Origin of the sequence: Aquabacter cavernae (assembly GCF_003993795.1) — a bacterium.
Lineage (GTDB): Bacteria > Pseudomonadota > Alphaproteobacteria > Rhizobiales > Xanthobacteraceae > Aquabacter > Aquabacter cavernae.
On the sequence record NZ_RWKV01000008.1, the window covers coordinates 380,520 to 405,154 of the forward strand.

Consider the following 24,635-nt stretch of genomic DNA (forward strand, 5'->3'; position numbering starts at 1 on the left):
GGGTGCCGCGTCAGGAATCCCGGTTCGTGCCTTGGACGAAGCGGTCGGTGAGGGCGAGCACGCCATAGGCGGCCACGAAGATGATGTTGGCCACCACGAGCCACTTCACCTGCGTCTCGCTCACATCTGTTTCAAGCCGCATCAAGGCTTTCAGCAGGGTGATGCCGCAAATGGCCATGAGCGAGGCGAACAGCTTCAGCTTGAGGCCGGAGAAGCTGATGCGGGTCATCCATTCCGGCGAGGAGGGGGCGTCGGCCCGGTCGATCTTCTCGACGAAATTCTCATAGCCGGAGGAGATGACCACCACGATGAGCCCGCCCACCAAAGCGAGGTCCACCAGGGTCAGCAGACCCATGATGACCTGCGTCTCGGTGAGGGTGGGCAGGCCCACCGCGAAGGTCCACAGCTCCCGGAAGAAGGCGAACACCAGCAGGATCAGGCCCGCCAGCAGGCCCACGAACAGCGGTGCCATGGCCCAGCGGCTCAGCACCACCAGGCGGATCATCCACTCGCGCACCGCCATCCCTCTCATCAGAAGCTACCCACCAGCGTGCCGAGCACGATGATGGTGGCAAGCGCGATGAGCGCCCCGACCACCGCCGCCATGACGATGTCCAGATAGCCTTCCTTGTGGGTCACCCCGCACACGGCCAGCAGCGTCACCACCGCGCCGTTATGAGGCAAGCTGTCCAGCGTGCCCGAGCCGATCACCGCGACGCGGTGCATCAGCGCCGGGTCGAGGCCGGTCTCGCCGGCGATCCGCATGAAGGTGGGGCCGAGCGAATCGAGGGCGATGGTGAGGCCACCGGAGGCCGAGCCCGTGAGCGCCGCCAGGATGTTGGTGGCCACCGCCAGCGAGACGAGCGGCCCGCCGCCGATATTGAGCACCCAGTCGCGCACGTCCGCGAAGGCGGGCAGGGCGGCGACGATGGCGCCGAAGCCCACGAGGCTCGCCACCGAGAGGATGGGCAGCACCGACGCATTGGCGCCCGCCGTCACCGTGGCGCGCAATTTCGGCACGCTGCGGAAGTTGATGGCGATGACCGTGATGATCGCGGCGATGAGCGCCACCATTACCGACCAAACGCCGCCCACCGCCGAGATGGTGGTGCCGCCCCACTGGGGCGAGGCGAGGAAGCTCGTGTCCATGCGCGGCAGCACCGCGAAGGACATGAGCAGGTTCACCACGATCACCACGATGATGGGCAGGAAAGCGAGGAGCGCGGACGGGACCTTCTTGGCCTCGTCGCTGTGGTGGATTTCGGCCGGGTCGAACGCCTGCGACGTGGTGGTGCGTTCGCGCACGATGGGATTGCTGGTGGCCGCCTCGGCGGCTGCCTCCGGCGTGCTGTCCGAGCGCCCGAATCCCTCGCCGGCGGCGCGGGCGGAAGCCTCGCGGCGCTTCAGCCACCACATGCCGAAGCCCAGCATGATGAGCGAGGCGATGATGCCCAGGCCCGGCGCCGCGAACGGCGTGGTGCCGAAGAACGGCATGGGGATGGCGTTCTGGATGGAGGGCGTGCCGGGCATGGCCGACATGGTGAAGGTGGAGGTGCCGAGCGCGATGGCGGCCGGCATGAGGCGGCGCGGCACGCCCGCGGCGCGGAACAGCGCCATGCCCATGGGCGCGATGACGAAGAAGGCCACGAACAGGCTGACGCCACCATAGGTGACGATGGCGCCCGCCAGCACCACGGCGAGGATCGCCCGCTTGGTGCCGAGGCGGCGGGTCATCTCATCGGCGATGGCGGTGACGGAGCCGGAATCCTCCATCAGCTTGCCGAACACCGCTCCCAGCAGGAACAGCGGGAAGAATTGCGCGACGAAGTCCGCCGCGCTGCGCATGAAGGTCTGGGTCCAGCTCGCCAGCAGCGGCTCGCCGGAGAACACGGCCGCGATCAGGCCCGCAATGGGGGCGAGCAGCAGGATGCTCGATCCCCGGAAGGCGAGATAGATGAGGAGCGAGAGCCCCGCGAGAATGCCGATCAGGCCCATGGCTCACACGCCTTCCAGAAGCTCGTCGAGGTCGATGGAGGATTCGCGGCCGAGCTTGTCGGCGTCATGGATGAGGAATGCCTCCGCCGATTTGCGCCCCTCGGCCTTCAGCATGGAGAGGAAATCCCACTCCGCATTGAGCTTGGAGGAATAGCCGAGGCTGGACATGAGCCGGTTGCGCACCATGTGGATGCGCATCTTCGCCCATTGCGCGCCCTCGGTATTGCCGGGGTCGGCCACCTTGCGGAGCATGGCGATCATGCGCAGCTCCTTCAGCAGCACCGCGTTGAACGACACTTCGTTCAGCCGGTTCATGATCTCGGCGGCGGACTTGGGCGTGCCGGGCCGCTGCACGGGATTGATGGGGATGAGGATGGTGTCGTCGGACTCCAACTCGCGCACCAGCGGCGTCATGGTGGGGTTGCCGGAATAGCCGCCGTCCCAATAGGGCTCGCCGTCGATCTCAATGGCCTGGAACATGGTGGGCAGGCAGGCGGAGGCGAGCAGCACGTCGGGCGTGATTTCGGGATTGCGGAACACCCGCCCGCGCCCGGTGCGCACATTGGTGGCGGTGATGAAGAGGCGGATGGGCGAGGACTTCAGCCGCTCGAAGTCGATCTGCTCCTCCAGGATGCCCTTCAGCGGATTGAAGTTGCCGGGATTCATGTCGTAGGGCGAGAACAGCCGGGACATGATGTCCATGCCGACAAAGAGCGGCGAGGTGTCCATGGTCCAGCGGCCGGTCAGCTTGTCGATGGGGCTGCGCTGGAACGGGCTGTAGCGGGCGGCGTTCGACACCGCCTTCCAATAGCGGTCGAGGGCCGCGCGCGCACCTTCCGGCCCGCCCGCCGCATAGCCGTCCGCGAGGACAGCCGCGTTCATGGCGCCCGCAGAGGTACCTGAAATGCCGTCGATCTTCAGCCAGCGTTCCTGGAGCAGGCGGTCGAGCACCCCCCAGGTGAACGCCCCATGGGCGCCGCCGCCTTGAAGGGCAAAGTCGATCAGCAGGGGAGAACGTTCCATGTCGCGCGTCTCCGGTCAGTGGCCCCGCCGTGGCGGGCCGTGAAAATGCTTTGCTCGCTGTCCGCTCTGTGCGCTTCCGCCGTGCTCGTGGCGGGCTTATGGGCAGGTTCTTGAGCCTGTCCTTGGACCGGGGCGCCGCCCCGGCCGTCCGTGTGCCCCGGGGTCAGGCCCCGGCGGGCTTCATGGTGTCCGGCTTGCCGCCTGCCGCCGCCGCCCGGCTCTCGGCCCGGCTGAACCAGGCCACATAGAGCGTGGGCAGGAAGATGAGGGTCAGCAGCGTGCCCACCAGCAGACCGCCCATGATGGCGAAGGCCATGGGCCCCCAGAACACCGTGGGCGCGATGGGGATCATGCCCAGCACCGTGGAGAGGGCCGTGAGCATGATGGGCCGGAAGCGGGCGCAGGACGCCTGCACCGCCGCATCAAGCACCGAGCGCCCGGCCGCCCGGTCCGCCTCGATCTGGCTGATCAGGATGACCGCGTTCTTGGTGATCATGCCGATGAGCGCGAGGACGCCCAGGATGGCGACGAAGCCAAGCGGGCGGCCCGAGAGCAGGAGCGCGGCCACCACGCCGATCAGCCCCAGCGGCGCCACGGACACGACGATCAGCGTCCGCTGGAAGCTCTTCAGCTCCACCATCAGAATGGTGAGCATGAGGAACAGCATGACCGGCACCACGGCGATGACGGAGGCGAGGGACGACGCGCTCTCCTCAACCGTGCCGCCCACCGCGATGGCATAGCCCGGCGGAAGGGTGCGCCGCAGGGCCTCGATCTTCGGATCGAGATCCGCCACCACGCCCTCGGGCAGCACGCCCCGCTCCACGTCCGCCTGCACGGTGAGGGTGGGGATGCGGTCGCGGCGCCAGATGGCGGGATAGTCCTGGCCGAACTCGAAGGTGGCGAACTGGCGCAGCGGAACCGTCCGCCCGTTTGGCAGCGGCACCTGCAGGCTCGCCAGCGTGGCGAGGGAGACGCGCTCCTCGTCGGTGGCGCGGGCCACCACATTGACGAGGTAGATGTCGTCGCGCACCTGGGTGACCGGGGCGCCCGAGAGCACCGTGTTCAGCACTCCGGCGATCTGCTGGGTGGAAAGGCCCAGCAGGCGCGCCTCGTCCTGGTCGATGCGGATGCGCACCTGCCGCGCGGGCTCGATCCAGTTGTAGTTGACCTGCTCCGTGCCGGGCACCGAGGCCATCACGGAGGCCAGCTGGAAGGAGATGTCGCGCACCTTTTCGATGTTCGGGCCGGAGACGCGATACTGCACCGGCCAGCCCACGGGCGGCCCGAGTTCCAGCGGCGAGATGCGGGTGACGAGCTGCGGGAAGTCGTTGGCCAGCAGCTTTTCGAGCTTGGCCTGGAGGCGCTCGCGGGCCGCCACGTCGGTGGCCACGATCACCGCCTGCGCGAAGAAATCGTTGGGCAGCTGCACGTCGAGGGGCAGGTAGAAGCGGATGGCGCCGCGCCCCACATAGGTGCTCCAGCGCTCCACGTCCGGATCGCCCGTCAGCACCTTGTCGAATGCCTGCGCCACGCTCTCGGTGGCATAGATGGAGGCGTTCTGCGGCAAGGCGAGGTCCACCAGCAGTTCGGGCCGGTCGGAGGAGGGGAAGAACTGGCGCGGAATGAGCGGCAAAGCCAGCACGGAGAGCACGAACAGACCGAGCGTGACCGCCAGCGTCACATAGCGCAGCCGCAGGCACAGGAGCAGGATGTTCCTGTAGATCGCCATCAGCCCCTTGGGCGGCGCGTTCGGGTCCGGCTGCTTGGCCGGGTCCGGGGCCTTCAGCAGCATCACCTGGAGGAGGGGGGCGAACAGGACCGCCACGATCCAGGAGACCAGCAGCGCGATGGCCACCACGGCGAACAAAGTGAAGGTGTATTCACCCGCCGAACTGGCGGCGAAGCCCACGGGCACGAAGCCCGCCACCGTCACCAGCGTGCCGGCCAGCATGGCGGGCGCATAGGCCTTGAAGGCGTAGGAGGCGGCTTTGTTCTTGTCGTCACCCGCGGCGAGGCGGGTCAGGGTCGCGTCGGTCGTCGTCATGGCGTCGTCCACCATGAGGGCGAGGGCGATGATCAGCGCGCCCAGCGAAATGCGCTGCATGTCGATGTGCACCATCTGCATGATGGCGAACACCAGAGCGAGGGTGAGCGGGATCGCGAGGGCCACGATGGCGCCCGCGCGCACGCCCAGCGCGATGAAGGACACCACCAGGATGATGGCCACCGCCTGCCAGAGGCTTTCCATGAACTCGGCGATGGCACTGTTCACGGTGACGGCCTGGTCGGCCACCAACTCGGCATTGATGCCCAGTGGCACATCGGCCATCTGCGCCTGGAGGGCCTTTTCGACGTTCTGGCCCATGGCCAGGATGTCGCCTCCGTCGCGCATGGCGATGGCGAGGCCGATGGCGGGTTGGCCGTTCACGCGGAACATGGGCTGGGGCGGATCGGCATAGCCGCGCCGGATGGTAGCGATGTCGGCGAGCCGGATCAGCCGTCCGTTGGAGACAAAATTGACGTTGGCGATGTCCGCTTCCGAACTGAAGGCGCCGGACACGCGGATGGAGATGTTCTCCGCCCCGGTCTGCATCTCGCCGGAGGGCTGCACCATGTTCTGGGCCTGCAGCGCCGCGAGCACCGCCGCGCGGTCGATGCCGAGGCTCGCCAACTCGCGGATGGAGAATTCGATGAAGATGCGCTCGTCCTGCGCCCCCAGGATCTCGATCTTCGACACATCGGGGACGCGCAGCAACTCGGAGCGCACGTCTTCCACATAGTCGCGCAATTCGCGCTGGGTGAAGCCGTCCGCGGTGAAGCCGTAGATGATGCCGAACGTGTCGCCGAACTCGTCGTTGAAGAACGGGCCGATAATCCCCTGGGGCAAGGTGTGGCGGATGTCGCCGACGCTCTTGCGCACATGGTACCAGATGTCCGGAACCTCGGCGGCGGTGGCGCTGCCCTTCAGGTTCACGAAGACGGTCGTGGTGCCGGGGCGGGTGAAGCTTTCCAGAAAGTCGAGCTGGGGCACTTCCTGGAGCTTGCGCTCCAGCCGCTCGGTAACCTGCTTGAAGGTCTCTTCCAGGGTTGCGCCCGGCCAGTTGGCCTGCACCACCATGGTCTTGATGACGAAAGTGGGGTCTTCCGCCCGCCCGAGGGCGCGGAATGCCAAGACGCCGGCAATCGCCGAGACGAGCATCAGATAGACAACCAGCGAACGGTGCCGGAGTGCCCAGGCGGAGAGGTTGAAGCCGCTCACCGGGCGGCTCCGAGCAGGCGCACCTTTTGGCCCGGATGGAGGGCCTGCACGCCTGCCGTCACCACGATCTCGGAGGGCTTGAGGCCCTCGGCCACGGCCACGGAGGACGGGGTGTAGCGCAGCACGTCCACATTGCGCAGCGCCACGGTCTCGGTCTTGGGATCCACCACCCACACGGCGGGCTTGTCATTCAGACGGGTGAGGGCGCTGGCCGGGATCTCGATGACCGGGCCGGTATCCACCACCACGCGCCCGAGCACCGTCACGCCGAGCCGCATGGCCTCTGGCGGATCGATGAGGCCGACGCGCACCCGGAAGGAGCGGGTCACAGGATCCGCCTGCGGCGCCACCTCGCGCACGCGGCCCATGGCCTTCACGGCCGGGTCGCTGGCGAGCGTCACTTCCACCTGCGGGTCCGCCGGAAGGGCGGTCAGCAAGGGGGCGGGTACGTCGAACACGGCGTCGCGCCCATTCTGGCGGGCGATCTCGACGACGGGCTGTCCGGCCTGGACCACCTCGCCCGCCTCGGCGCGGCGCTGGGTGACGACACCGGCAGAATCGGCGCGCAATTCGGTGAAGCTCAGCCGGTCGTCCGCCATGCGCAGGCGGGCGGTGGCGTCGTCCATCTGCGAGCGGGCGTTCAGGAAGGCTTGCTCGGCTTGCTCATATTGTGCGCGGGGGGTGAAGCCGCGGTCCAGCAATTGGCGCTGGCGCTCATACTGGCTCCGGCTCTGGTTCACCGCCGCCTCGGCGGCCGCCAAGGCGGCCTGCGCGGAGCGCTTGGCATTCTGCTCGTCCTGGGGATCGAGCCGCGCGAGCACCTGGCCCGGCGCGACCGTATCGCCCACATTCACCAGCCGCTCGAGAATGCGCCCGCCGATGCGGAAGCCGTAGCTGGCCTCGTTCTGGGCTTCCACGGCGCCGGTCAGAAGGATGGAATCACTTGCCGTGCGGCTGGATGTAACGATGGTGCGGACCGGCCGGGGACCGGGGGGCTCCGGGGCCTTCTGCTCGCCGCATCCGGCGATGAGAAGCACGGCGCCGAGGGCGACGGCGGGGCGCAGATAGGTGCGAAGACGGCCCTTGCCGGTGGTCCGCGGACGGTGATCCATATCGGTCAAGGCTAAGCGTCCCTTCGCAGTGCGTCTCATGGCTATAGCTTAGGTTGGGTGTGTCTGCCAGCCGGCCAGAGTCGCAGCCCGCGCGGTGTGGCCGCATGGCGACAGGCCCTGGTTTGGAGGCATTTTAATCCATTGCACGCGGAGCGGTTCGGGCTCACCTCGATGGAGGAGAGGCTCCGCGCGGCGAAAAACGAAGCAGGCTGCGGGCCCACCCGCGAACGGGAGAAACGCCGATGGTGACGGAACAGAACGGCATGCATGCGGATGCGCCGGGCAGCGGGAAGGCGTGGACCGGCTGGCGGCCCTTCTTCGTGGATCACCGGGTGGATGAAAGCGACGCCATCACCTCTTTCTGGCTGCGGCCGGTGGATGGCCGGACGCTGGCACCTCACGCGCCCGGCCAGCACATCACCTTGCGCCCCACCGGGGAGGGGGCGCCGGCGGGCCACCGCAACTATTCCCTCTCCGCCCCCGGCGACGGGCGCATGCTGCGCATCTCCGTGAAGCGCGATCCGCGCGGCGCCGTCTCGCGCTGGCTCCACGACCACGCGGTGCCCGGCACGGCCATCGATCTCCTGCCGCCCTCCGGAGACTTCTGCCTCCCGGCATCCGGGCGGCCTCTGGTTCTGATCAGCGCCGGGGTGGGCGTGACGCCGCTCATGGCCATGCTGGAGGCGGTGGAGCCCGAGCGGCGGGTGGCCTTCCTGCACGGCACGCGGGACGGAGCGACCCATGCCTTCGGCGCGCGGGTGCGGGAAATCGCCGGAGCGCGGCCGGGCCTGACGGCCCGCGTCCATTATTCCCGCCCCCGGAGCGCGGATGTGGAGGGGCGGAATTTCGACGCGGCGGGGCACCTGACGGTGGATGCCGTGGCGGGGCAGGTGCCGCTGGGGGAAAGCGACATCTTCATCTGCGGTCCCGTTGGCTTCATGCGGGACATGGTCACCGGGCTGCGCAAGGCGGGCGTCCCGGCCGTGCGCATCCATACGGAATTCTTCGGCGACTTCGCGGTGCTGGACGAGACTGCACCGGACGCCGCGCCGGCCTTGTCATCAAACGCCGCCATGGCGGCGCCCGAGGGCCTGGATCCCGCCTCCATCGGCGCGGCGCTGCTGGGCAGTGCCGCCGACGCCGTCATGGCCAGCGACCGGGAGGGCATCATCGTCCTGTGGAATGCCGGCTCGGAGCGCATTTTCGGCTTTTCGGCGCAGGAGGCATTGGGCCGGTCGCTGGACATCATCATTCCCGAGCCGCTGCGCGCCCGGCATTGGGAGGGTTATCACCACACGGTGGCCACGGCCGTGAGCCGCTACGGGGCGGGCGACATGTTGTCCGTGCCCGGCCTGCACAAGGAGGGGCACCGCCTGTCCCTGGAATTCACCATCGTCCTCATCAAGGACGCGGCGGGCACGGTGACCGGCATGGTCTCCACCCTGCGCGACGTGACCCGCAGGTTCGAGGAGACGCGCGCGCTCAAGAAGCGCATCGCGGAGCTGGAGGCAGCGGCGCGTCCGGAGGGGTAGGGGCTTCGCCTTCCGCCACCAGCCACCGCTCCAACTCCGCCAGGATGCGGGGATTGCGGGCGGCGGGCGGGCGGACGAAATAATAGCCCTCCTCCAGCTCCGCGACCGTGCCAAGGGCGCGCAGCCGTCCCGAAGCCAGATGCGGCGCGATGAAGCGCGCATCCGTCAGGACGACGCCGGCGCCCGCCAGGGCCGCTTCCAGGGCCTGCGCCCTGTTCTCCACCACCATGCCACCTTCAGGCGGGGCACCTGCAAACCCGGCCGCCTGCCACCAGAGCGACCAGTCCCGGAACCGCGTCCGCGCGCGGATGACGGGCCATGCGGACGGGGTGCCCGCGAGGACCCCCGGGGCGATGGCGGGGACCAGCGTCTCCCGGAACAGGAGGCGCGCGGTGACCCCCGGCCACTCCCCACGCCCGTGCCGGATGGCGCAGTCGATACCTTCCGCTTCCAGATCCGCCACCCGCTGTGTGGTGAGGATGGCCATCTCCACATGGGGATGCGCGCGCTGGAAGCCCGGCAGGCGCGGGAGCAGCCAATTGGCGGCCAGCGTGTTGACCGTGGAAAGCCGCACCTGCGCCCGCCGCCGCTGGAGCGGGGCGACCGCCGCCTCAATGCGCTCCAGCGCATCCCCCATGGCGGAAAGCAGTGCGACGCCGTCATCCGTGAGCATGGAAACGCGGCCCGTTCTGGCGGTGAGCGCCGCGCCAAGCTCGCGCTCCAATTCATCGATGCGATGGGACAAAGCGGAGCGGGAAATGCCCAGCGCCTGTGCCGCCGCCTTATGTCGCTTGTGGCGCGCGAGCGCCTGAAGGGCGGCAAGGCCACGCAGGGAGGGCAGGGTGGCGGGCATGCGCGTCTCTGCTCCTCGTGCGGCGTCCGGTCGGGAGGCGAACAGGTGAGAATATCTCACCGTTATCATGCCCCATCTGCGCTAGGGTCCAAACCAGTACTTTGCACAGGAGACAATGATGACCGCCCCCGATCACCGTCCGCGTGTGGCGCTCGACGTTCCGCCGCGTGTCACGCCCTCTAACTATCCCGCGCCCTTCGTGGCGCGCATGGCGGGGCGGGTGAAGCGGCAACTGGGTGATGCGTTCGGCCTGACGCGGTTCGGGGTGAACCTCACCATCCTGGCGCCGGGCGCCCAGTCCGCGCTGCTGCACCGTCACAGCCGGCAGGAGGAGTTCGTTTATATCCTGAGCGGCACACCCACATTGCGCACGGATGCGGGTGAGTTCCCGCTCTGCCCCGGCATGTGCGTGGGGTTTCCCGCGCAGGGATGCGCCCACCACCTCGTCAACCGGAGCGGGGAGGAGGTCCAGTATCTGGAGATGGGCGACCGGGATGCGCAGGATCGCGCCGATTATCCCGAGGACGACCTGGAGGCGGCCTTCTCGGCACACGGATGGTCTTTCACGCGCAAGGACGGCACGCCCTGGTGAGCGCCTGCCGCAGCGAGCGGCTCGGCTGATCCTTGCGCGGGAGATGTGACGCGGGACGCGCCTATTTCGGCCGCCGATCCGGCGGCGCCTGCCGTTCCGCCGCGTGAAGCGGGTGGGCCTTGTTCGCCTCCATCAGCGTCTGCAGGACGGACGCCACATCCCGTTCCTTGTCGCCGCGAAAGTGCTGCACGAGCGCGCGCAGAAGCGGCTTGTCGGTGCTACCCATGGTAAAAACCCCAGCTATCCAGGCGCAATCAACGCTTGGCTGGGGTTCCGGTTCCCGATGTGCGTAGGGAAGGGCGCAAAAATAAACCCCGGCCCTCCTGAGAGGACCGGGGCCGGGTTTCCAGGTACTTGGATCAGCGCTGGCCGGGATTGTCGCGATCCTTGCGCTGCTGATCCTGCGAGCCATGCTGGCCCTGCTGATCAGGCCGCTTCTGACCGCCCTGCTGGCCATGGCCTTCGCCGCCCTGGCTCTGCTGGCCCGGACGATTGGGATCCGTCTGGCGATTGGGATCCTGCTGCTGGCCGCCCTGCTGGCGGTTGCGGTCCTGTTCGTTCTGATTGCCCATGTTGATTTCCTCTTGTTGGGGTATTCCCACAAACACAACGACAGTCCCCACCATGCGTTTCAGCTTGGCCGGAAATAAAAGTCGGGTTTGGCATGGAAATGGTTGATGCAATTGGCTTTGCGCCGCCACGGGCGGGCGCTCGCCGAGGGCCGTCGGATTGGGCGTCGGAAAGCGAGCATCGCGGCTTTGTCGGCAAGCGTCGCGGTGCGCTTTAAGGGCCGTATGTCTTTCGTTGGCACCGAGCGCTCAGCGTCGATTGATATTTTCCTGCCGCTCAACCTGCAGTAACATGAGGCGATCGGGAGTGGGGCAAGCCACCCGGCGCTCTCCATGTCCCGTGCATTTTATCCGTATATTCATTGATCATGGGGCGGGGAACATGCGGAATTTCAAAAGCCTGACGGCCGTTGCGGCAGCATTTTGCGGATCATTGGTGGCCCTCACCGCCAGCTCAGCTTATGCGGGCCGGGGATTCCTCGTGACAATAGAAAATCACCGCAGCGGTGATGTTTATATAAACGTATCATCTTATCAAAACTGGTATAAATATGGATTTACATTTCAGCAAATGGTCCCGCCGAATGAAAAAAGAACTTTCTATACAGAATCGTGCGAGGCGTTTCTGGGGTGCATTGACAATTGGGGAGATCATGGAAAGCGATCTTTGAAATTTAAGATAGTAGAATATTCTGTACTTTTGGGTGAAGTTACGATTTTTGCTGAAAATTATTATAAATTTCAGAATGATCCGGCGAGTTTCTTGTGCGCTCCGCCTATTCAACACAGCAATTTCAAGAAGCCGAAAGCAGGAGAGCAATTGCATCTACGGGTGAAGGTTTTTCCAAAATGGCACATCGCGTGCAGTTCGGAATAGGTTATCCGTGCTTAATGGCATCGGTGACCTACCGTATAACGCAGGCTAACCCCAAATATGGGGGAGAAATGGAGAAGCGACCTGCAGGTCTCTGCAGGTTTTTGACGCTTCCATTCAGCGTATCTCGCAGACGTGACATGCCACTGGATTGGCGGCCGATATTTCATCGACAACAGAAATGACGCAATGCGCCGAGAGACGGGATGAAGGAGGCGGCATCGTGCCTCCTCCTTCCAAGTGTGGACACTTGGCGTTAGCCGATTTGTTCCGCAATAATCTGTCGAAGCTCTTCGCGCGTAAGACCGTTGGGCTGGGGCTTCCAGTCCGGTGAAGATCGGGGCGGGCGCGGGTGATGTGATGATTTAGTCTGAGTGTTCATAAATATCCTGGGCCTCGACATTGCAGCCGTGGCCAACGCCGTTTTTCCGGCGATCCGTTTGGTTTTTTGTTGATGGCGAATGGCGCGTGCATCTGCGCCAGGTGGCCGAAAATAATCGGCGATGAAGCTTATGATCTGAAACTACGGTTTTTGAAAGGCTGTGCCGGGATCTCCCTGGACGGCGCTCATCCCTGCTATACGACGCGCAACCAGTCCGAGCTTCGCCCGGGCGCAGCAGGAGCAGAACATGGCCGAGCGTTTTGAACGGCATCGCCAACCTTGGACCAACGATGAATTGGAGAAGCTGAAGCTTCTCGCGAAGAAGGGCATGGCGCTGAAGGCCATCTCGAAAGCGATGACGCGCAGCGAAGAATCCATCAAAGACCGCGCCAAGCTCGACGGCATCGGGATCGCGAAGCTGCGTTAGTTGATTGCTGGTGCCCACGACGCGGGCGATGTCGCCGCCAAGTTCGCGGCGCGGGCAGAGGTGCGCATTGTAGTGCTTGATGACGATAAAATCGCTTTCGGAATGGTTATGCGAAGTGTGCGTTCCGTTTAATCGGGAAGACACGACCGAAAATGAGAGTGAATAGTAGGTGATATCGGAAATGTTTACTGAAACGTTGGCAATATCATTGAGGGGCGTTGGGCGCTGTCCGGGGTAGCAATCGTAACCCATTGAAAAATTGGTGGGCCCGGCAGGACTTGAACCTGCAACCAGACCGTTATGAGCGGCCGGCTCTAACCATTGAGCTACAGGCCCCACCCGTTGGGCATCGTCCGAGCCGTCCGGTCGCCTAATGCGGGACGGCGCGGCGGCAACCCTTTGTCCGACTTCCAAATAACCCCGGAGACGGAACCGCCGGGCCGCCTGATTCAAGCGGCCCGCATCAGCCTCTAGCAAGTCCCGTGCACAGGAACAACCGCCCGCGCCCCATTGGCGCCGTGATCGCGCTGTCGTGTGGCACCCTCATTGTTCCCATGCGGAGACGTTCATGATCGCCCGACGGCTGCACCGGCACCTTGCCGCAGCGCTCGCCTTGTCCCTGTCGCTCGGTTGGCTCGCGGCGCCGGCGCACGCGCAGGATCCGGAGCGCGCCACCCTCTCCGTGGTGGGCGAGGGCGAAGCCGCTGCCGCGCCCGACATGGCGACCTTCAGCACCGGCGTCGTCGCCAGCGGCAAGACCGCCGAGGAGGCGTTGGCCGCCAATTCCAAATCCATGGGCGAGCTGATCAGCGCCATCAAGGCCATCGGCATCGAGGACCGGGACATCGCCACGTCCGGCTTCTCCATCTCGCCGCAATATTCCCAGCCCGCCCAGAACAGCCGCGAAGCGCCGCGCCTTGTGGGCTTCGAGGTGCGCAATACGGTGGGCGTGAAGGTGCGTGATCTCACCCGCCTGGGCAGCCTGCTGGACCGCATGGTCCAGGCGGGTGCCAATCAGGCGGGTGGCCTGCGCTTCGGCCTCGCCGATGACGGGCCGCTGATGGAAAAGGCGCGGGTCGCCGCGCTGAAGGACGCCCAGGCCCAGGCGAAGACCCTGGCCGAGGCGGCCGGAATGCGCCTGCTGCGCGTGCGGCGCATCGCCCCGTCCGATCGCGGCGGCGACATGATCGCCTCCGCACCCATGATGATGAAGGCGGAAGCGCGTGCGGTTCCCATCGAGGCGGGAGAGCTGGCCGCCCGCGCCCGCATCACCATCGTCTATGAAGTCGAGCCGATCTGAGGCGGCTGCGGCGCGGGGGCATCGCGCTCGCGCCGCTTGGCTTCCACCCATAGCGCCTCCATCTCATCGAGGCTCGCCTGCGCGGGATGGCGGGCCTGAGCCGAAAGGCTGTCTTCGATGAAGGCGAAGCGGCGGGTGAATTTCTGGTTCGTGCCGCGCAAGGCCGCCTCCGGGTCCACCCCCGCATGGCGCGCCAGATTGACCACGGCGAACAGCAGGTCTCCCACCTCGTCGCGGATCGCGTCCGTTCCCCCGGCTGCGAGAGCTTCGTCCACTTCCTCGGTTTCTTCGCGGATCTTCGCCAGCACCTGGCGGGCATCCTGCCAGTCGAAGCCCACCTTTCCGGCCTTTTCCTGAAGCTTGAGGGCGCGGGTCAAGGCGGGCAGAGGCACGGGGATGCCGTCCAGCGTGCGGCCCTCGCTGTCAGGCGGCAGGCCCGCCTGCGCCCGCCGCGCGGCGCGCTCCGCCTTTTCCTGCGCCTTGATGCGCCCCCAGCTGGCTTTCACGTCTTCCGGGCTGAGGTCGGCGGTATTGCCGAACACATGGGGGTGCCGCCGGATCATCTTGGAGGTGATGGCCTCCACCACGTCGCCGAAGTCGAAGGCGCCCGCTTCCTCTCCCATCCGCGCGTGGAACACCACCTGCAGCAGCAGGTCGCCCAGTTCCTCGGGCAGGTCGCCCATGTCGTTCCGCTCGATGGCGTCCGCCACCTCATAGGCTTCCTCCACCGTGTAGGGGGCGATGGTGGAGAAGTCCTGCTCCAGGTCCCAGGGGCAACCGGTTTCGGGCGTCCGCAGCGCCGCCATGATCTCGATGAGGCGCGCGATGTCGCGGGAGGGCTGCATGGAGGTCTCCGGTGGGCAGGGGCCGTGGGTTTCCTCTAGAGTGCGATCATGCCGCCTTGAAGCAAATTCTTGCCGGAGGGCGGCATGTGAATCGCTCGCTATCAACGAGCTGGAGCCTGATCGGATCAGGCTTCAGCGTGGGAATGGCTGGCGGGGAAGCGCCAGTGCGCGGTCTCCCATGAGGTGCGGCGGCAGGGAGGGGGATGGGGTGAGCGAAGTGAGCGATATACGGCCGGGCGAGGTGGCGGTGGACCTGCCATCCGCCTTCGATGGCGGGCTCTATTTCATCGGCCGCATCCGCACGCCCTGGACGCGCCGGGGGGAGTGTCCGCGCCGGGGCGCGGCGGATGGCCCGGTGTGTCGCCTGGAGGTGGACCCGCGCTGGTCGGCGGCGCTGGAAGGGCTGGCGCGCAGTCCCCGGCTCCAGGTGCTCTATTGGATGCATGAGGCACGGCGCGACCTGGTGCTCCAGTCCCCCAAGCATGACGGCACCACGCGGGGCACGTTCTCCCTGCGCTCGCCGGTGCGGCCGAACCCTATCGCCTCCTCGGTGGTGGATCTGGTGGCGGTGGAGGGAAACACGGTGCTCGTGCGCGGGCTGGATTGCCTGGACGGCACGCCGCTCCTGGACCTCAAGCCCGAGGCATGTGCTTTTGCCTGAGGGTTGCGCTTTTGCGCGAGGTGCGCGTAAAGGGCGATGAACGGTGACGGAACGGAAGACGATGGACGACCACGCGGACGACGGCGCCGTCACCTATGCGGCAAAACCGAAACTGGTGGGCCCGGGATCACGCTTCCGCCTGCAGGATGGCGTGCTGGACTGGACCGTGGGTCCCCGCTCGGGCCGCCTTGCCCTCACGGACGTGGTGGCGGTGCGCCTCAGCTATCATCCCGGCCAGCTCGCTGCGCCCAATTACGAGATGCGGCTGAAGGGCCGCAACGGCGAGTCGCTGCGCGTGGGCTCCCTCTCGCGCACCTCCGTCACCAATGTGGAGGACAACCGGGTCGCCTTCGCGGGCTTCGTGCGCGCGGTTCATGCCGGGGTCGCGGGCAATCGGGAAACGGACTTTGCCGCCGGGCTGCCGCGTTGGCGCTGGGTTTTGATGGCCGCGCTCGGCTTCATCACAGCCCTGGGCCTGCTCGCCGTGCTGGTGAGCGCGCTGATGCAGAGCGAGTGGCCGGTGGCGACGCTCATGGCGATCCTGTGCCCGGTTCTGGGCTGGCCGTTGGTGGAAACCCTCTGGCGAAACGTGCCTGGGGCCTATTCGCCGGGCGCCTTGCCCACGCGCCTGATGCCCGCCTGAGGCTCGGCCTGGGTTTCGGCGTCCTGCGCGCTGCGCACGAGGCCGCTCGCCACGTCCGCGATGCGCGGTGCCGGGAGGGCGGCGAAGGGCAGGGGGCGGGTGACGGCGATGGCGGCAAGGCCGAGCCGGGCCGTGAGCAGCCCGTTCACCACACCCTCGCCCAGCCGGGCGGAGAGCCGGGCGGCCAAGCCGTGACCCACCACTTGCTGAATGAGGCTGTCACCCGCCGCCATGCCGCCGGTGACCGCCAGATGGCTCACCACATGGCGCACCAGCCGGATCATGCCCAGGGCGCCCGGTCGCCCGCCGTAAAGGCGGGATAGTCGTCTCATGAGGGTGAGGGCCGTGTAGAACACGAACAGCAGGTCCACGGCGGCGCGCGGGGAGACGGCCGTGACCACCGACACCTGCTTGGCCGCGTCGGACACCATCTGGCTGGCCCGTGCATCCAGCGGGGCCATGAGGGTGCGCTCCGTGAGGCGGACGAGGTCCGCGCCGTCGATGATGGCACCCAGATGGGAGGACAGTTCGGCGCGCGGGCGGGCGAGCGCGGGCATGGTGGCGGTGAGGGAGAGGAGATCCCGCGTCACCGCCTCGGCCTCGGGCCGGTCGTCCGCCGCGAGCGCCGCCATGGCGCGGGTGCGCATGGCATCCAGGCTGGACAGGCGTGCCAGCGCCAGCCCTTCCCGGCAGATGATGGCAAGGGTCGCCGCACCGAACAGGGCCGCGAAGCTCAGGCCCACATAGCCGAGCCAATCGGCCCGTGCGAACAGGTCTTCCACCAGCTTGGAGACCGCAAGGCCCGTGCCCAGGCTCACCAACCCGCCAAGCCCGGCCCAGAACAGCGTGCCGAGGCCGAGGCGCGACCGGGCGGGCGGCGCTGGGACCGTCACGGGCAGAGCCAGTTCGTCGGGCATGGGCTCGGCCTCGGCAAAGGTGATACCGGCCTCGTCCAGGCGGAAGACCTGCGGGCGCGCGGCTTCTCCGCTGCTCTCGCGGGTGTTCGTGCCCTTCGCCATCCTTCGATCCTTGTCCTCGATCCCGCGTTTCTCTCACGCGAACCGCTTCACACTTCGCTCGGAAACGCTCAGCCGAGGCGGTCGCCAAGAAGGAACTGAAGCGCGCGGTCGAGGCGGATATGGGGCAGGGGAGCGCCGGTTCCAATCCCCGGCGGGGGGCGGAAGCGCAGGAAGCGGAAATCTGCATCGCCGCTGGCAAGCCCCCGGAAGCCCGAGCCGGAGGGGTCGAACAGGGTCTCGGGGTCCTCCGGCAAGGCGCCGGGAAACAGGGCCACCTCCTCCTCGCCGTCGAACAGGTGCCCGCCCGCCTCCTGTCCGGCCTCGGGCGTGCCGACGATGGCAGCCATGCGACGGCCATCTCGCGTAACTTCCGCCTCTCGGGTGGCGCGCACGGCGGCCATGGCCACCACGTCCAGGCTCGCCCCACCGGTGCGGGCGCGCGCATAGGCACGTTCCACGAGCCGGCGCAGAATGGCTTCCAGCCGGTCATGGCTGGTGCGGTGCAAATGGTCGGCCTTGGTGGCGGCGAACAATACCTTCTCGATGCGCGGCCGCCACAAAGCCGAGAACAGGCTGTTCCGCCCCACCCGGAAGGCCAGAAGGATGGAGTCCAGCGCCCGCTCCAGGTCGGCCAGGGCCGCCGGGCCGGCATTGAGCGCGGCCAGCACGTCCACCAGCACGATCTGGCGGTCCAGGCGGGCGAAATGCTCCCGGAAGAAGGGGCGCACGATGCCGGCCTTATAGGCCTCAAAGCGCCGCTCCATCATGGCCGCCAGGGAGCCTGGGGGCGGTGTGCCGGGGGCAAGGTCCAATGGCGCGAAGGTGAGGGCAGGTGAGCCTTCCAGATCCCCCGGCAGCAGGAAGCGGCCGGGCGGCAGGAGGCTCATGGCCACCCGCTCCGCGCGGCAGGCGGAGAGATAGGTGGTGAACCGCGCCGCCAGCGCACGGGCGGTGGCCTCGTCGGCCGGTCCCGCCGGGTTGGCTTCGCCGAGGCCCGCCAGCATCTGCGCCGCCGCCTCGCGCCGCGCGTCCGCCCGGGCGAGGCTCAGGCTCTCGCGGCTGAAATCCGCATAGGTCATGTCCAGCAGCGGCAGGTCCAGCAGCCATTCGCCGGGATAATCCACGAGGTCCAAAGTGAGGGTGCGCATGCCGCCGCGCCGGGTGGCGTGGCGCACGGCGAGGCGCAATTCACTGACGCGCGACGTGGAGGCGGGCCATGCGCGCGCCGCCAGGGACAGCAAATGGTCTTCCACGGGAAAGCGCGGGACGGTGTCGTCGGGCTGGGGCTGCAAATGCGCGCCGGCTATGCGCCCGGAGGCGAACGGCTCGAACACCGGAAGGCGGCCGCCATTGCGCAAGGCCTCCACCAAAGCGGTGGTGAAAACCGTCTTGCCGGACCGCGCGAGGCCGGTGACGCCGATCCGGAGCGTCGGCCGCGCCAGATCTTCCACCCTGTCCGCGACGGCGCGCAGGCCGATGCGCGCCTCCTCCAGCAGGCGCGAGCCGCCCGCCATGGGTCAGCTTTCGCCCGACAGCATGCGCGGCGTGATGAAACGGTCGAGGCGGCCGCTATCGGGCGCGATATCGATCCAGCGGTCCACGGGCAGGTCGATGACCGCCACGGCCCCGGTGGGGAACTTCTCGTCCATGGCATCCCGCGCGGAGACGGAGCCGTTCTGCACCAGCGTATCAGCCAGATCCTCGAAGCCAGGATTGTGGCCGATGAGCAGCAACGTATGGGCGGTGTCCGGTTGTTCCCGCACCACGGCGAGCAGGCGCGCCGCGCTGGCCTCATAGATGCGCGGTTCGCTGGCCGAATCCGGCAGGCCCTTCATCTCGGCGCTCAGGAGATCCCACGTCTCGCGGGTCCGCCGCGCGGGGGAAACCAAGATGCGGTCGGGCACGAGGCCTTCACGGGCCAGATAGCGGCCCATCAGGGGCGCGGCAGTCCGCCCGCGCGCCGCGAGCGGACGTTCGAGATCGACAATGCCATCGGGCCAGTCGGATTTCGCGTGGCGGAGCAGGATGAGACGACGCATTGCACCGGCAGTCGATGGGGAAAGGCGACTCGCAGTTTAGAGCGCCAGCGGCCCCGGCGGAAGCGCGGCACGCACCCGTTCCACCGCTCCCCCGCCCAAATGCAGCATCTGGCGAAGTCTGCGGGCTTCTGTCACACAGGTGGGCAGGGGGCGAGGGCTGCATGAGCACCACATCTTCGCGGGCATCCGCCGCGGTGCGGGACCTGGATTGCGACGTCTGCATTGTCGGGGCGACGCTGGCCGGGCTCGCCTGTGCCCTGTCGCTCGCGCTCCGCGACCGGGAGGTGGTGGTGGTGGAGGCCGGGGAGGTCGGCCCCTATCAGGGCAGCGGCCTCGTCCGGCCGGGTTTCGGGCGCACCGCGGCCGATCTGTGCGCGGCCGGCGCCCGCGATGACGTCCGGCGCATCTATGACCTCTCGGCGGCGGCCGCCCGCAGCGCCAACCGGCTCATGGAAGTGATCGGCATCGCCCCGCGTGCGGGCGGCCTCATCTATCTGCCCGGCCCCACCGGCCGCCTCGACCTGATCGACGAGGCGGCGGCGCGGGACAGCCTGGGGCTCGAAACGCTCGTTCATCTGGGGGCGGAGGAAGTGCGCCGCCTGCTGGGGATCAATGCCCCCTTCGGCGCCCTCTTCGATCCGGACCCCATCTCCTACGACGCCCACAAGGTCTCCCTCGTCCTCGCCAAGGCGGCGCGGGGGGCGGGCGTGCGAATCATCGAGCGCTCGAAACTTCTCTCCTCGGATCTGGACGGGGTGCGCAAATATCTGAGCGTGCCGGGCCTGCGGGTGCGAGCGGAGCATGTGGTGTTCGCCACCGAGTGGGGCCTCGGCGCCGCCGCGCCCTGGATCGCCCGTGCGCTCATCGGCGACCATTACGTGACCGGGCGATTCTCGGTCGGCGTGGATGAGAGCCGGGCAAGCGAAACGGTGGTGGAGGGCGGCGCGCGGGGCGCGAGCTTCGCCTGGGACGGGACAAGCCTGTCCTTCACCGCGGCCACGGCCAGTCTCGTGCGCGGTGAGACGGGCGCGGCATGTGCCCTGCGCCGCCACGCCGCCCGCCTCTATCCGGGTCTTCGCCGGTCTGTGGTGGAGGGTGCGCATGGCATCCGCACACGCAGCTCGCGCCACGGTCTGCCGCTCATCGGCGCCTTCCGGCCCGGCATCTGGTATGCCGCCGGCCTCGGGCCGGAGCCGCTTACGGTGGCAAGCCTTGCCGCCGACCTGATCGCCGACGCCATCGTGGAGCGGGATGACCTCATCGCGGCGTTCCGGCCCTTTGCCCCGTCCTATAGCTGGGGCATCCCCGGCCGCCTCGTGCGGCGCGCGGCCTATTGGACGGGCCGCATCTCCGATGCCTCCGCCCGCGCCGAGGCGCTGCGGGAACTGCCGACCGCGCCCCTGCAGGCTACATCTCAAGCTTAACCGCTCGTGGGGCGTGGTTTTTTACCCTCATGACTGTGGGGGAGGTGCGAATGTGTGGCATTCGCGCAACCAACCGGAAAGGCGTTTGCGCTATCGTGCTCACCGCTGGAGGCGTTCAAAATGCGTTTGATGAGCGGTCGGACTATTGCGGGTCTGTGCGTCGGTGCGGCCATTTCGCTGGGAGCCGGTGCAGCGTGTGCCCAGGAGGTGCTCGACCAGATCCCCGGCTTCCGGGCGCCTGAATTCGTTTATGACGAGAACAATTGGTACCTGAATGTGGGCGTGGGCATCATGGTCCAGCCGCGTTTCGCGGGCGCCGACCAGTATACGGTCCTGCCGTTCCCCGTCATCAGCCTGGCAAAGGGTGGCGAGCTCTACGACTTCAACAGCGTGGATGATCGTTCCTCCATCACCCTGTTCGACTTCAGCGGCTTTTCCGGCGGCGCGGCGTGGGGACTGAACCTCGGCCGCGACGAGGAAGAGGGCAATGAGCTGGCCGGGCTGGGCGATGTGAGCCCCAGCTTCGAGGCGGGCGGCTTCCTGCAATGGTTCCCGGTGTCGTGGTTCCGCCTGCGCGGTGAGTTCCTGTACGGCATGGGCGGGTTCAGCGGCTATGTGGGCAATGTCGGCGCGGACTTCATCGCCGCCAACGGCCCCTGGCGCTTCGCGATCGGCCCGCGCATGAGCTTCGGCGGCACCGACTATATGGATTCCTTCTTCGGGATCTCGCCGACCCAGTCGGCCATCGCCAATTATTTCGGGAACTACGTCCCGGCCTATCAGGCGTCCAGCGGGATTGAAGCCTGGGGCGTGACCGGCCAGGTGACCAAGTATCTCGGCAAGGGCTTCACCTGGGGCATGTACGGCACCTATGGCCGCCTTGTGGGGGATGCGGCGGATTCGCCTCTCACCCAGAGCGCGAATCAGTTCGAGGCCGGCATGTCCATCAGCTACGCCATCAATCTGGGCAAGTCCTGGTGGTGAATGTGCCCCTGTGCTGAGTGCCTGTCGCGCCGGGACATCCCGGCGCTGCACGCTTTATCAACGCGCCCGGCCCATTCGAATGGCAAAGCGCCCATTGCGTGATCATCTGTCGCTTGTGCGCTGCAGGCCAGTTGTCGGCGGGCCGACGTATGGCTATAAGCGCGGCGACCCCACGGGATCAGCGACGGCGTATCGAGGACTTTGCTGATGTCGATCCAAATCGACCAGGACTATCGCCCCCGCGAGGATGAGCCTTTCATGAACGATCGGCAGCGGGAATATTTCCGCAAGAAGCTGTTCGGGTGGAAGGAAGACATCCTCAAAGAGGCGCGCGAGACCCTACAGCACCTTCAGGACGAGAATCAGAACCACCCCGATCTGGCGGATCGCGCCTCTTCGGAGACGGACCGTTCCATCGAGCTGAGAGCCCGCGACCGGCAGCGCAAGCTGATCGCGAAGATAGACGCTGCGCTCATGCGCATCGAGGATGGTTCCTACGGCTATTGCGAGGATACCGGCGAGCCCATTTCGCTTAAGCGGCTTGAGGCCCGTCCCATCGCGACATTGTCGGTGGAGGCTCAGGAGCGTCACGAGCGGCGTGAGCGGGTTTATCGCGACGACTGATGGGAGACCGCCGAACGGCTGCGTTGCCGTCGTTCGGGGGCTCGGCTAGGTTTCTGGAAACGTCAATGCGGCGCGCGGCTTCCGGGCCGCGCGAGGGTGGGCAGGATGGTGGCACGTATCTACAAGCCGGCGCGCAACGCCATGCAGTCTGGCGTGGCGAAGACCAAGTTCTGGCTGCTCGAATATGAGCCGGAGCTTCCGCGCTCCATCGAGCCGCTCATGGGCTACACCTCCTCCACGGACATGCACAGCCAGGTTCGCCTGCGCTTCGAGACCAAGGACGAGGCGGTGGCCTACGCGGAGCGCCACGGCATCCCCTATCAGGTGTTCGAGGCGCACGATCCCGAGCACCGCAAGATCGCCTATTCCGACAATTTCGCGTTCGGCCGCGCGGGGCAGTGGACGCACTGACCTCCGCCGCGGGCGCGTCCCGCGTGCCCTTATGCCTGATGCTGACCGGCCCGGCCCGTTCCGGGCTGGGGTTTGCCGCCCGACTGGCGTAAAAGCGCAGCCATGGCCCCGTAGCTCAGCTGGATAGAGCAGCCGCCTTCTAAGCAGCAGGTCGCAGGTTCAAGTCCTGCCGGGGTCGCCACCTCCTCGCCGGGAGCAGGTTTCAGGCGATGGCGACGCGGTTTCGGCCTTCGCTTTTCGCGCGATACATGGCCGCGTCTGCGCGCCGCAGCAGCACGTCCACGGAACGTCCCACAGGTTCAAGAGCCCCGTGCGTGAGGGGATCGAGACGCGCGGCCGAGTCCAGGCCGGCATTGTCCTGCCCATGAGAGACACCCATAAGAGACGCCGCGTCTTGTTGCGGCGGGCCTCACTGGCGCACGAAATGGCCGAGCCCGTCGGTATTGAGGTAGTCGATGGTGATTTCCCCCGCCGGGTCCTGCCCGGATAGGGAGAAGGTGGCCGCCGCTTTGGAGCCGGCGGGTTCGTTCTCGCCAAACGGGACAAAGGCGAAAGTGTTCCCATCCCAATGGGTCAGCGGATAGCGCACCGCACCGTCGGGCCCGAGTGCCAGCTCCAGCGCGCCGTCCTTCTCAGTCACCCGGGCAGTGCCGAAATAGGGATTGTAATAGGAGCCCGCATAAAGGGCGGCGGTGGCGGCGGGCGCCGGATTGGGGGGCGCGGTGCGCCCGGCCAGGCTGCCCGCGGGCGCCATGAGCGGCCCCATCACCTGGCTGTAGGCCGCGAACCAGTCACGGGAGGTCCGGCCGATCTCCACCTGGTCCATGAATTCCGCGGCCACCGCTTCCGCCGCGCCGATGGGCTCCGCATTGGTGAATACGGCGATGCCGATGCCGAGCGAGGGGAGGAGGCGGTAGGTGGTGCCCGCGCCCATGGAGAAGGCGCCCGAATGGTCCAGCGACACCCGCCCGCTGGAGGAGATGCTGACGCCGAAACCGTAGCCGTAGGAGCCCGTCCGGGATTCCGGGGTGCGGGAGAGCGAGGAGATCATTTCCGCCCGAATGGCCGGGAGGAGGACGTTGGCTGGCACGATCTCACGTCCCTCGAAGGTGCCCTGCTGGAGCACCATGACCATCCAGCGGGCGAAATCATTCATGGAAGCGCTGGCGCCTCCCGCCGGTGCCTGTGCGTCCGGCTTGCGCTGGTATTTCGAGACGAATGTCCCATTAATCTTCACATGCGGAAAGGCGCGGTTGGCCCGCGCCTCGTAGTCGGCGAAGCGGGAACTGGTTGAGGCCATGCCGAGCGGCTTGTAGAGGGCTGTCTCGGACAGGCTGGCCCAGTCGGTGCCGGAGGCGACGGCCACCGCTTCCGCTCCGGCCGTCAGGCCGAAATTCGTATAGGCATAGGTGTCACGAAAGCTGGCCAGGGGCAGGTAGCGCAGCCGCTCCAGGACCTGCTGGCGGTCAAAGCCCACATCCTCCAGTTCGTCGCCCGCATGGTCGGGCAGTCCGGAGCGATGGCTGAACATGTCGGCGACGGTGACATGGCTGGTGACCCAGGGGTCGGACAACTGGAACCAGGGCAAATGGGACACGAGAGGCGTGTCCCATTTCACCATGCCGGCACCGACTTGCCGCGCCACGACGGTGCCGGACAGGGATTTGGAGAGAGAGGCGAGCTGGAAGACGGTGTCGGGGTCGATCTTGGCGGGCTCGCCCACCTTGCGGATGCCGAATCCCTTCGCATAGGCAACCTTGCCGTCGCGCACTACGGCGACCGCCATGCCGGGAATCTGGGTCCGGCGCATGATGGCTGCGGCGATATCGTCCAGGCGGGCGAGGGCGGCGTCCACCTGGGCCGGAGGCACAGGCGTGGCCGAATATTCGGCGGGCGACGGGTCCGCATGTGCATGCGTCGCGGGCAGCAGCCCGGTGAGGCCGAGAACCCCTGCCGCCAGGAAAAACCGCAGCGCCGACCGTCCCTTACCGCATTCGATCTGTGCCATGCTCTCGTCCGTTCGCAGGCGCGCGAGCGCCGTTTCGGTTCGCGGCGCAGCTTACA

General features: G+C 67.2%; 25 protein-coding genes and 2 tRNA genes. 12 read left to right on the top strand and 15 right to left on the bottom strand.

Annotated features, from left to right (window positions below):
* Positions 1-10: 10 nt before the first annotated feature.
* The 5 genes from EJJ38_RS06570 to EJJ38_RS06590 form a co-directional block, all read right to left on the bottom strand.
* Positions 11-532: a YqhA family protein gene (locus EJJ38_RS06570; RefSeq protein WP_127089303.1), complete on the bottom strand. Its 522-nt coding sequence runs from the start codon at positions 530-532 to the stop codon at positions 11-13.
* Positions 532-1,995: a GntP family permease gene (locus EJJ38_RS06575; protein WP_127089304.1), complete on the bottom strand. Its 1,464-nt coding sequence runs from the start codon at positions 1,993-1,995 to the stop codon at positions 532-534. Before EJJ38_RS06575 ends, EJJ38_RS06570 begins: the two co-directional genes overlap by 1 nt.
* Before the next feature lie 3 nt (positions 1,996-1,998).
* A complete protein-coding gene (locus EJJ38_RS06580) occupies positions 1,999-3,018 on the bottom strand; it encodes a patatin-like phospholipase family protein (RefSeq protein ID WP_127089305.1) in 1,020 nt (339 codons plus the stop codon).
* 163 nt (positions 3,019-3,181) lie between these two features.
* A complete protein-coding gene (locus EJJ38_RS06585; RefSeq protein ID WP_127089306.1) occupies positions 3,182-6,280 on the bottom strand; it encodes an efflux RND transporter permease subunit in 3,099 nt (1,032 codons plus the stop codon).
* Positions 6,277-7,392 (bottom strand): efflux RND transporter periplasmic adaptor subunit, encoded by a 1,116-nt coding sequence (locus tag EJJ38_RS06590; RefSeq protein ID WP_127090299.1) that lies wholly within the window; start codon positions 7,390-7,392, stop codon positions 6,277-6,279. Before EJJ38_RS06590 ends, EJJ38_RS06585 begins: the two co-directional genes overlap by 4 nt.
* Before the next feature lie 242 nt (positions 7,393-7,634).
* On the opposite strand from EJJ38_RS06590, the gene EJJ38_RS20860 reads away from it, so the two are divergent.
* Positions 7,635-8,924: a PAS domain S-box protein gene (locus EJJ38_RS20860; RefSeq protein WP_127089307.1), complete on the top strand. Its 1,290-nt coding sequence runs from the start codon at positions 7,635-7,637 to the stop codon at positions 8,922-8,924.
* Here the strand turns inward: EJJ38_RS20860 and EJJ38_RS06600 are convergent.
* On the bottom strand, positions 8,875-9,777 hold the full coding sequence (locus tag EJJ38_RS06600) for a LysR substrate-binding domain-containing protein (protein ID WP_127089308.1): 903 nt from the start codon (positions 9,775-9,777) through the stop codon (positions 8,875-8,877). The genes EJJ38_RS20860 and EJJ38_RS06600 overlap by 50 nt on opposite strands.
* Before the next feature lie 115 nt (positions 9,778-9,892).
* Here EJJ38_RS06600 and EJJ38_RS06605 point away from each other — a divergent pair, with 115 nt between their 5' ends.
* A complete protein-coding gene (locus EJJ38_RS06605; RefSeq protein WP_420836868.1) occupies positions 9,893-10,369 on the top strand; it encodes a cupin domain-containing protein in 477 nt (158 codons plus the stop codon).
* Positions 10,370-10,430: 61 nt separating this feature from the next.
* On the opposite strand, the gene EJJ38_RS20270 is transcribed toward EJJ38_RS06605, so the two are convergent.
* Positions 10,431-10,595, bottom strand: coding sequence for a hypothetical protein (locus EJJ38_RS20270; RefSeq protein ID WP_164738437.1), 165 nt, complete (start codon positions 10,593-10,595; stop codon positions 10,431-10,433).
* Between the two features lie 133 nt (positions 10,596-10,728).
* Entirely contained in the window at positions 10,729-10,941 is a 213-nt protein-coding gene (locus tag EJJ38_RS06610) for a hypothetical protein (protein WP_127089310.1), read from the bottom strand.
* A 304-nt stretch (positions 10,942-11,245) separates the two neighbouring features.
* On the opposite strand from EJJ38_RS06610, the gene EJJ38_RS06615 reads away from it, so the two are divergent.
* Both EJJ38_RS06615 and EJJ38_RS06620 read left to right on the top strand, forming a co-directional pair.
* Positions 11,246-11,815: a hypothetical protein gene (locus tag EJJ38_RS06615; RefSeq protein ID WP_164738438.1), complete on the top strand. Its 570-nt coding sequence runs from the start codon at positions 11,246-11,248 to the stop codon at positions 11,813-11,815.
* A gap of 626 nt (positions 11,816-12,441) precedes the next feature.
* A complete protein-coding gene (locus EJJ38_RS06620; protein ID WP_127089312.1) occupies positions 12,442-12,621 on the top strand; it encodes a hypothetical protein in 180 nt (59 codons plus the stop codon).
* Positions 12,622-12,881: 260 nt separating this feature from the next.
* Here the strand turns inward: EJJ38_RS06620 and EJJ38_RS06625 are convergent.
* Positions 12,882-12,957: transfer RNA gene (locus tag EJJ38_RS06625), tRNA-Ile, on the bottom strand.
* Positions 12,958-13,189: 232 nt separating this feature from the next.
* Here EJJ38_RS06625 and EJJ38_RS06630 point away from each other — a divergent pair.
* Positions 13,190-13,921, top strand: coding sequence for an SIMPL domain-containing protein (locus tag EJJ38_RS06630; RefSeq protein ID WP_127089313.1), 732 nt, complete (start codon positions 13,190-13,192; stop codon positions 13,919-13,921).
* On the opposite strand, the gene mazG is transcribed toward EJJ38_RS06630, so the two are convergent.
* Positions 13,900-14,766, bottom strand: coding sequence for a nucleoside triphosphate pyrophosphohydrolase (mazG, locus tag EJJ38_RS06635; protein WP_127089314.1), 867 nt, complete (start codon positions 14,764-14,766; stop codon positions 13,900-13,902). The two genes, EJJ38_RS06630 and mazG, sit on opposite strands and share 22 nt — an antisense overlap.
* Positions 14,767-14,974: 208 nt before the next feature.
* Here mazG and EJJ38_RS06640 point away from each other — a divergent pair, with 208 nt between their 5' ends.
* Together EJJ38_RS06640 and EJJ38_RS06645 are read left to right on the top strand one after the other, a co-directional pair.
* Complete coding sequence (locus tag EJJ38_RS06640) at positions 14,975-15,427, top strand: SAM-dependent methyltransferase (protein ID WP_127089315.1); 453 nt, start codon at positions 14,975-14,977, stop codon at positions 15,425-15,427.
* Positions 15,428-15,488: 61 nt separating this feature from the next.
* Complete coding sequence (locus EJJ38_RS06645) at positions 15,489-16,070, top strand: hypothetical protein (RefSeq protein WP_127089316.1); 582 nt, start codon at positions 15,489-15,491, stop codon at positions 16,068-16,070.
* Here EJJ38_RS06645 and EJJ38_RS06650 read toward each other — a convergent pair.
* The 3 genes from EJJ38_RS06650 to EJJ38_RS06660 all read right to left on the bottom strand — a co-directional run bounded on the left by EJJ38_RS06650 (position 16,028) and on the right by EJJ38_RS06660 (position 19,128).
* Entirely contained in the window at positions 16,028-17,089 is a 1,062-nt protein-coding gene (locus tag EJJ38_RS06650) for a YcjF family protein (protein WP_127089317.1), read from the bottom strand. The two genes, EJJ38_RS06645 and EJJ38_RS06650, sit on opposite strands and share 43 nt — an antisense overlap.
* A gap of 68 nt (positions 17,090-17,157) precedes the next feature.
* Positions 17,158-18,603, bottom strand: coding sequence for a YcjX family GTP-binding protein (locus tag EJJ38_RS06655; protein ID WP_127089318.1), 1,446 nt, complete (start codon positions 18,601-18,603; stop codon positions 17,158-17,160).
* 3 nt (positions 18,604-18,606) lie between these two features.
* Positions 18,607-19,128, bottom strand: coding sequence for a SixA phosphatase family protein (locus EJJ38_RS06660; protein ID WP_127089319.1), 522 nt, complete (start codon positions 19,126-19,128; stop codon positions 18,607-18,609).
* 161 nt (positions 19,129-19,289) lie between these two features.
* Between EJJ38_RS06660 and EJJ38_RS06665 the strand changes: the two genes are divergently transcribed.
* The 5 genes from EJJ38_RS06665 to EJJ38_RS06685 all read left to right on the top strand — a co-directional run bounded on the left by EJJ38_RS06665 (position 19,290) and on the right by EJJ38_RS06685 (position 22,752).
* Positions 19,290-20,552 carry an NAD(P)/FAD-dependent oxidoreductase gene (locus EJJ38_RS06665; RefSeq protein WP_164738439.1) on the top strand — a complete coding sequence of 421 codons (1,263 nt, stop codon included), beginning with the start codon at positions 19,290-19,292 and terminating at the stop codon, positions 20,550-20,552.
* A gap of 129 nt (positions 20,553-20,681) precedes the next feature.
* Complete coding sequence (locus EJJ38_RS06670) at positions 20,682-21,536, top strand: MipA/OmpV family protein (protein WP_164738440.1); 855 nt, start codon at positions 20,682-20,684, stop codon at positions 21,534-21,536.
* A gap of 207 nt (positions 21,537-21,743) precedes the next feature.
* On the top strand, positions 21,744-22,160 hold the full coding sequence (gene dksA / locus EJJ38_RS06675; protein WP_127090300.1) for an RNA polymerase-binding protein DksA: 417 nt from the start codon (positions 21,744-21,746) through the stop codon (positions 22,158-22,160).
* A gap of 105 nt (positions 22,161-22,265) precedes the next feature.
* Positions 22,266-22,571, top strand: coding sequence for an ETC complex I subunit (locus tag EJJ38_RS06680; protein ID WP_127089322.1), 306 nt, complete (start codon positions 22,266-22,268; stop codon positions 22,569-22,571).
* Between the two features lie 104 nt (positions 22,572-22,675).
* Positions 22,676-22,752, top strand: a tRNA-Arg gene (locus EJJ38_RS06685).
* Positions 22,753-22,773: 21 nt separating this feature from the next.
* Here EJJ38_RS06685 and EJJ38_RS20275 read toward each other — a convergent pair.
* A complete protein-coding gene (locus EJJ38_RS20275; RefSeq protein WP_164738412.1) occupies positions 22,774-22,950 on the bottom strand; it encodes a hypothetical protein in 177 nt (58 codons plus the stop codon).
* 30 nt (positions 22,951-22,980) lie between these two features.
* On the bottom strand, positions 22,981-24,579 hold the full coding sequence (locus EJJ38_RS06690; RefSeq protein WP_127089323.1) for a serine hydrolase: 1,599 nt from the start codon (positions 24,577-24,579) through the stop codon (positions 22,981-22,983).
* Positions 24,580-24,635 lie beyond the last annotated feature (56 nt).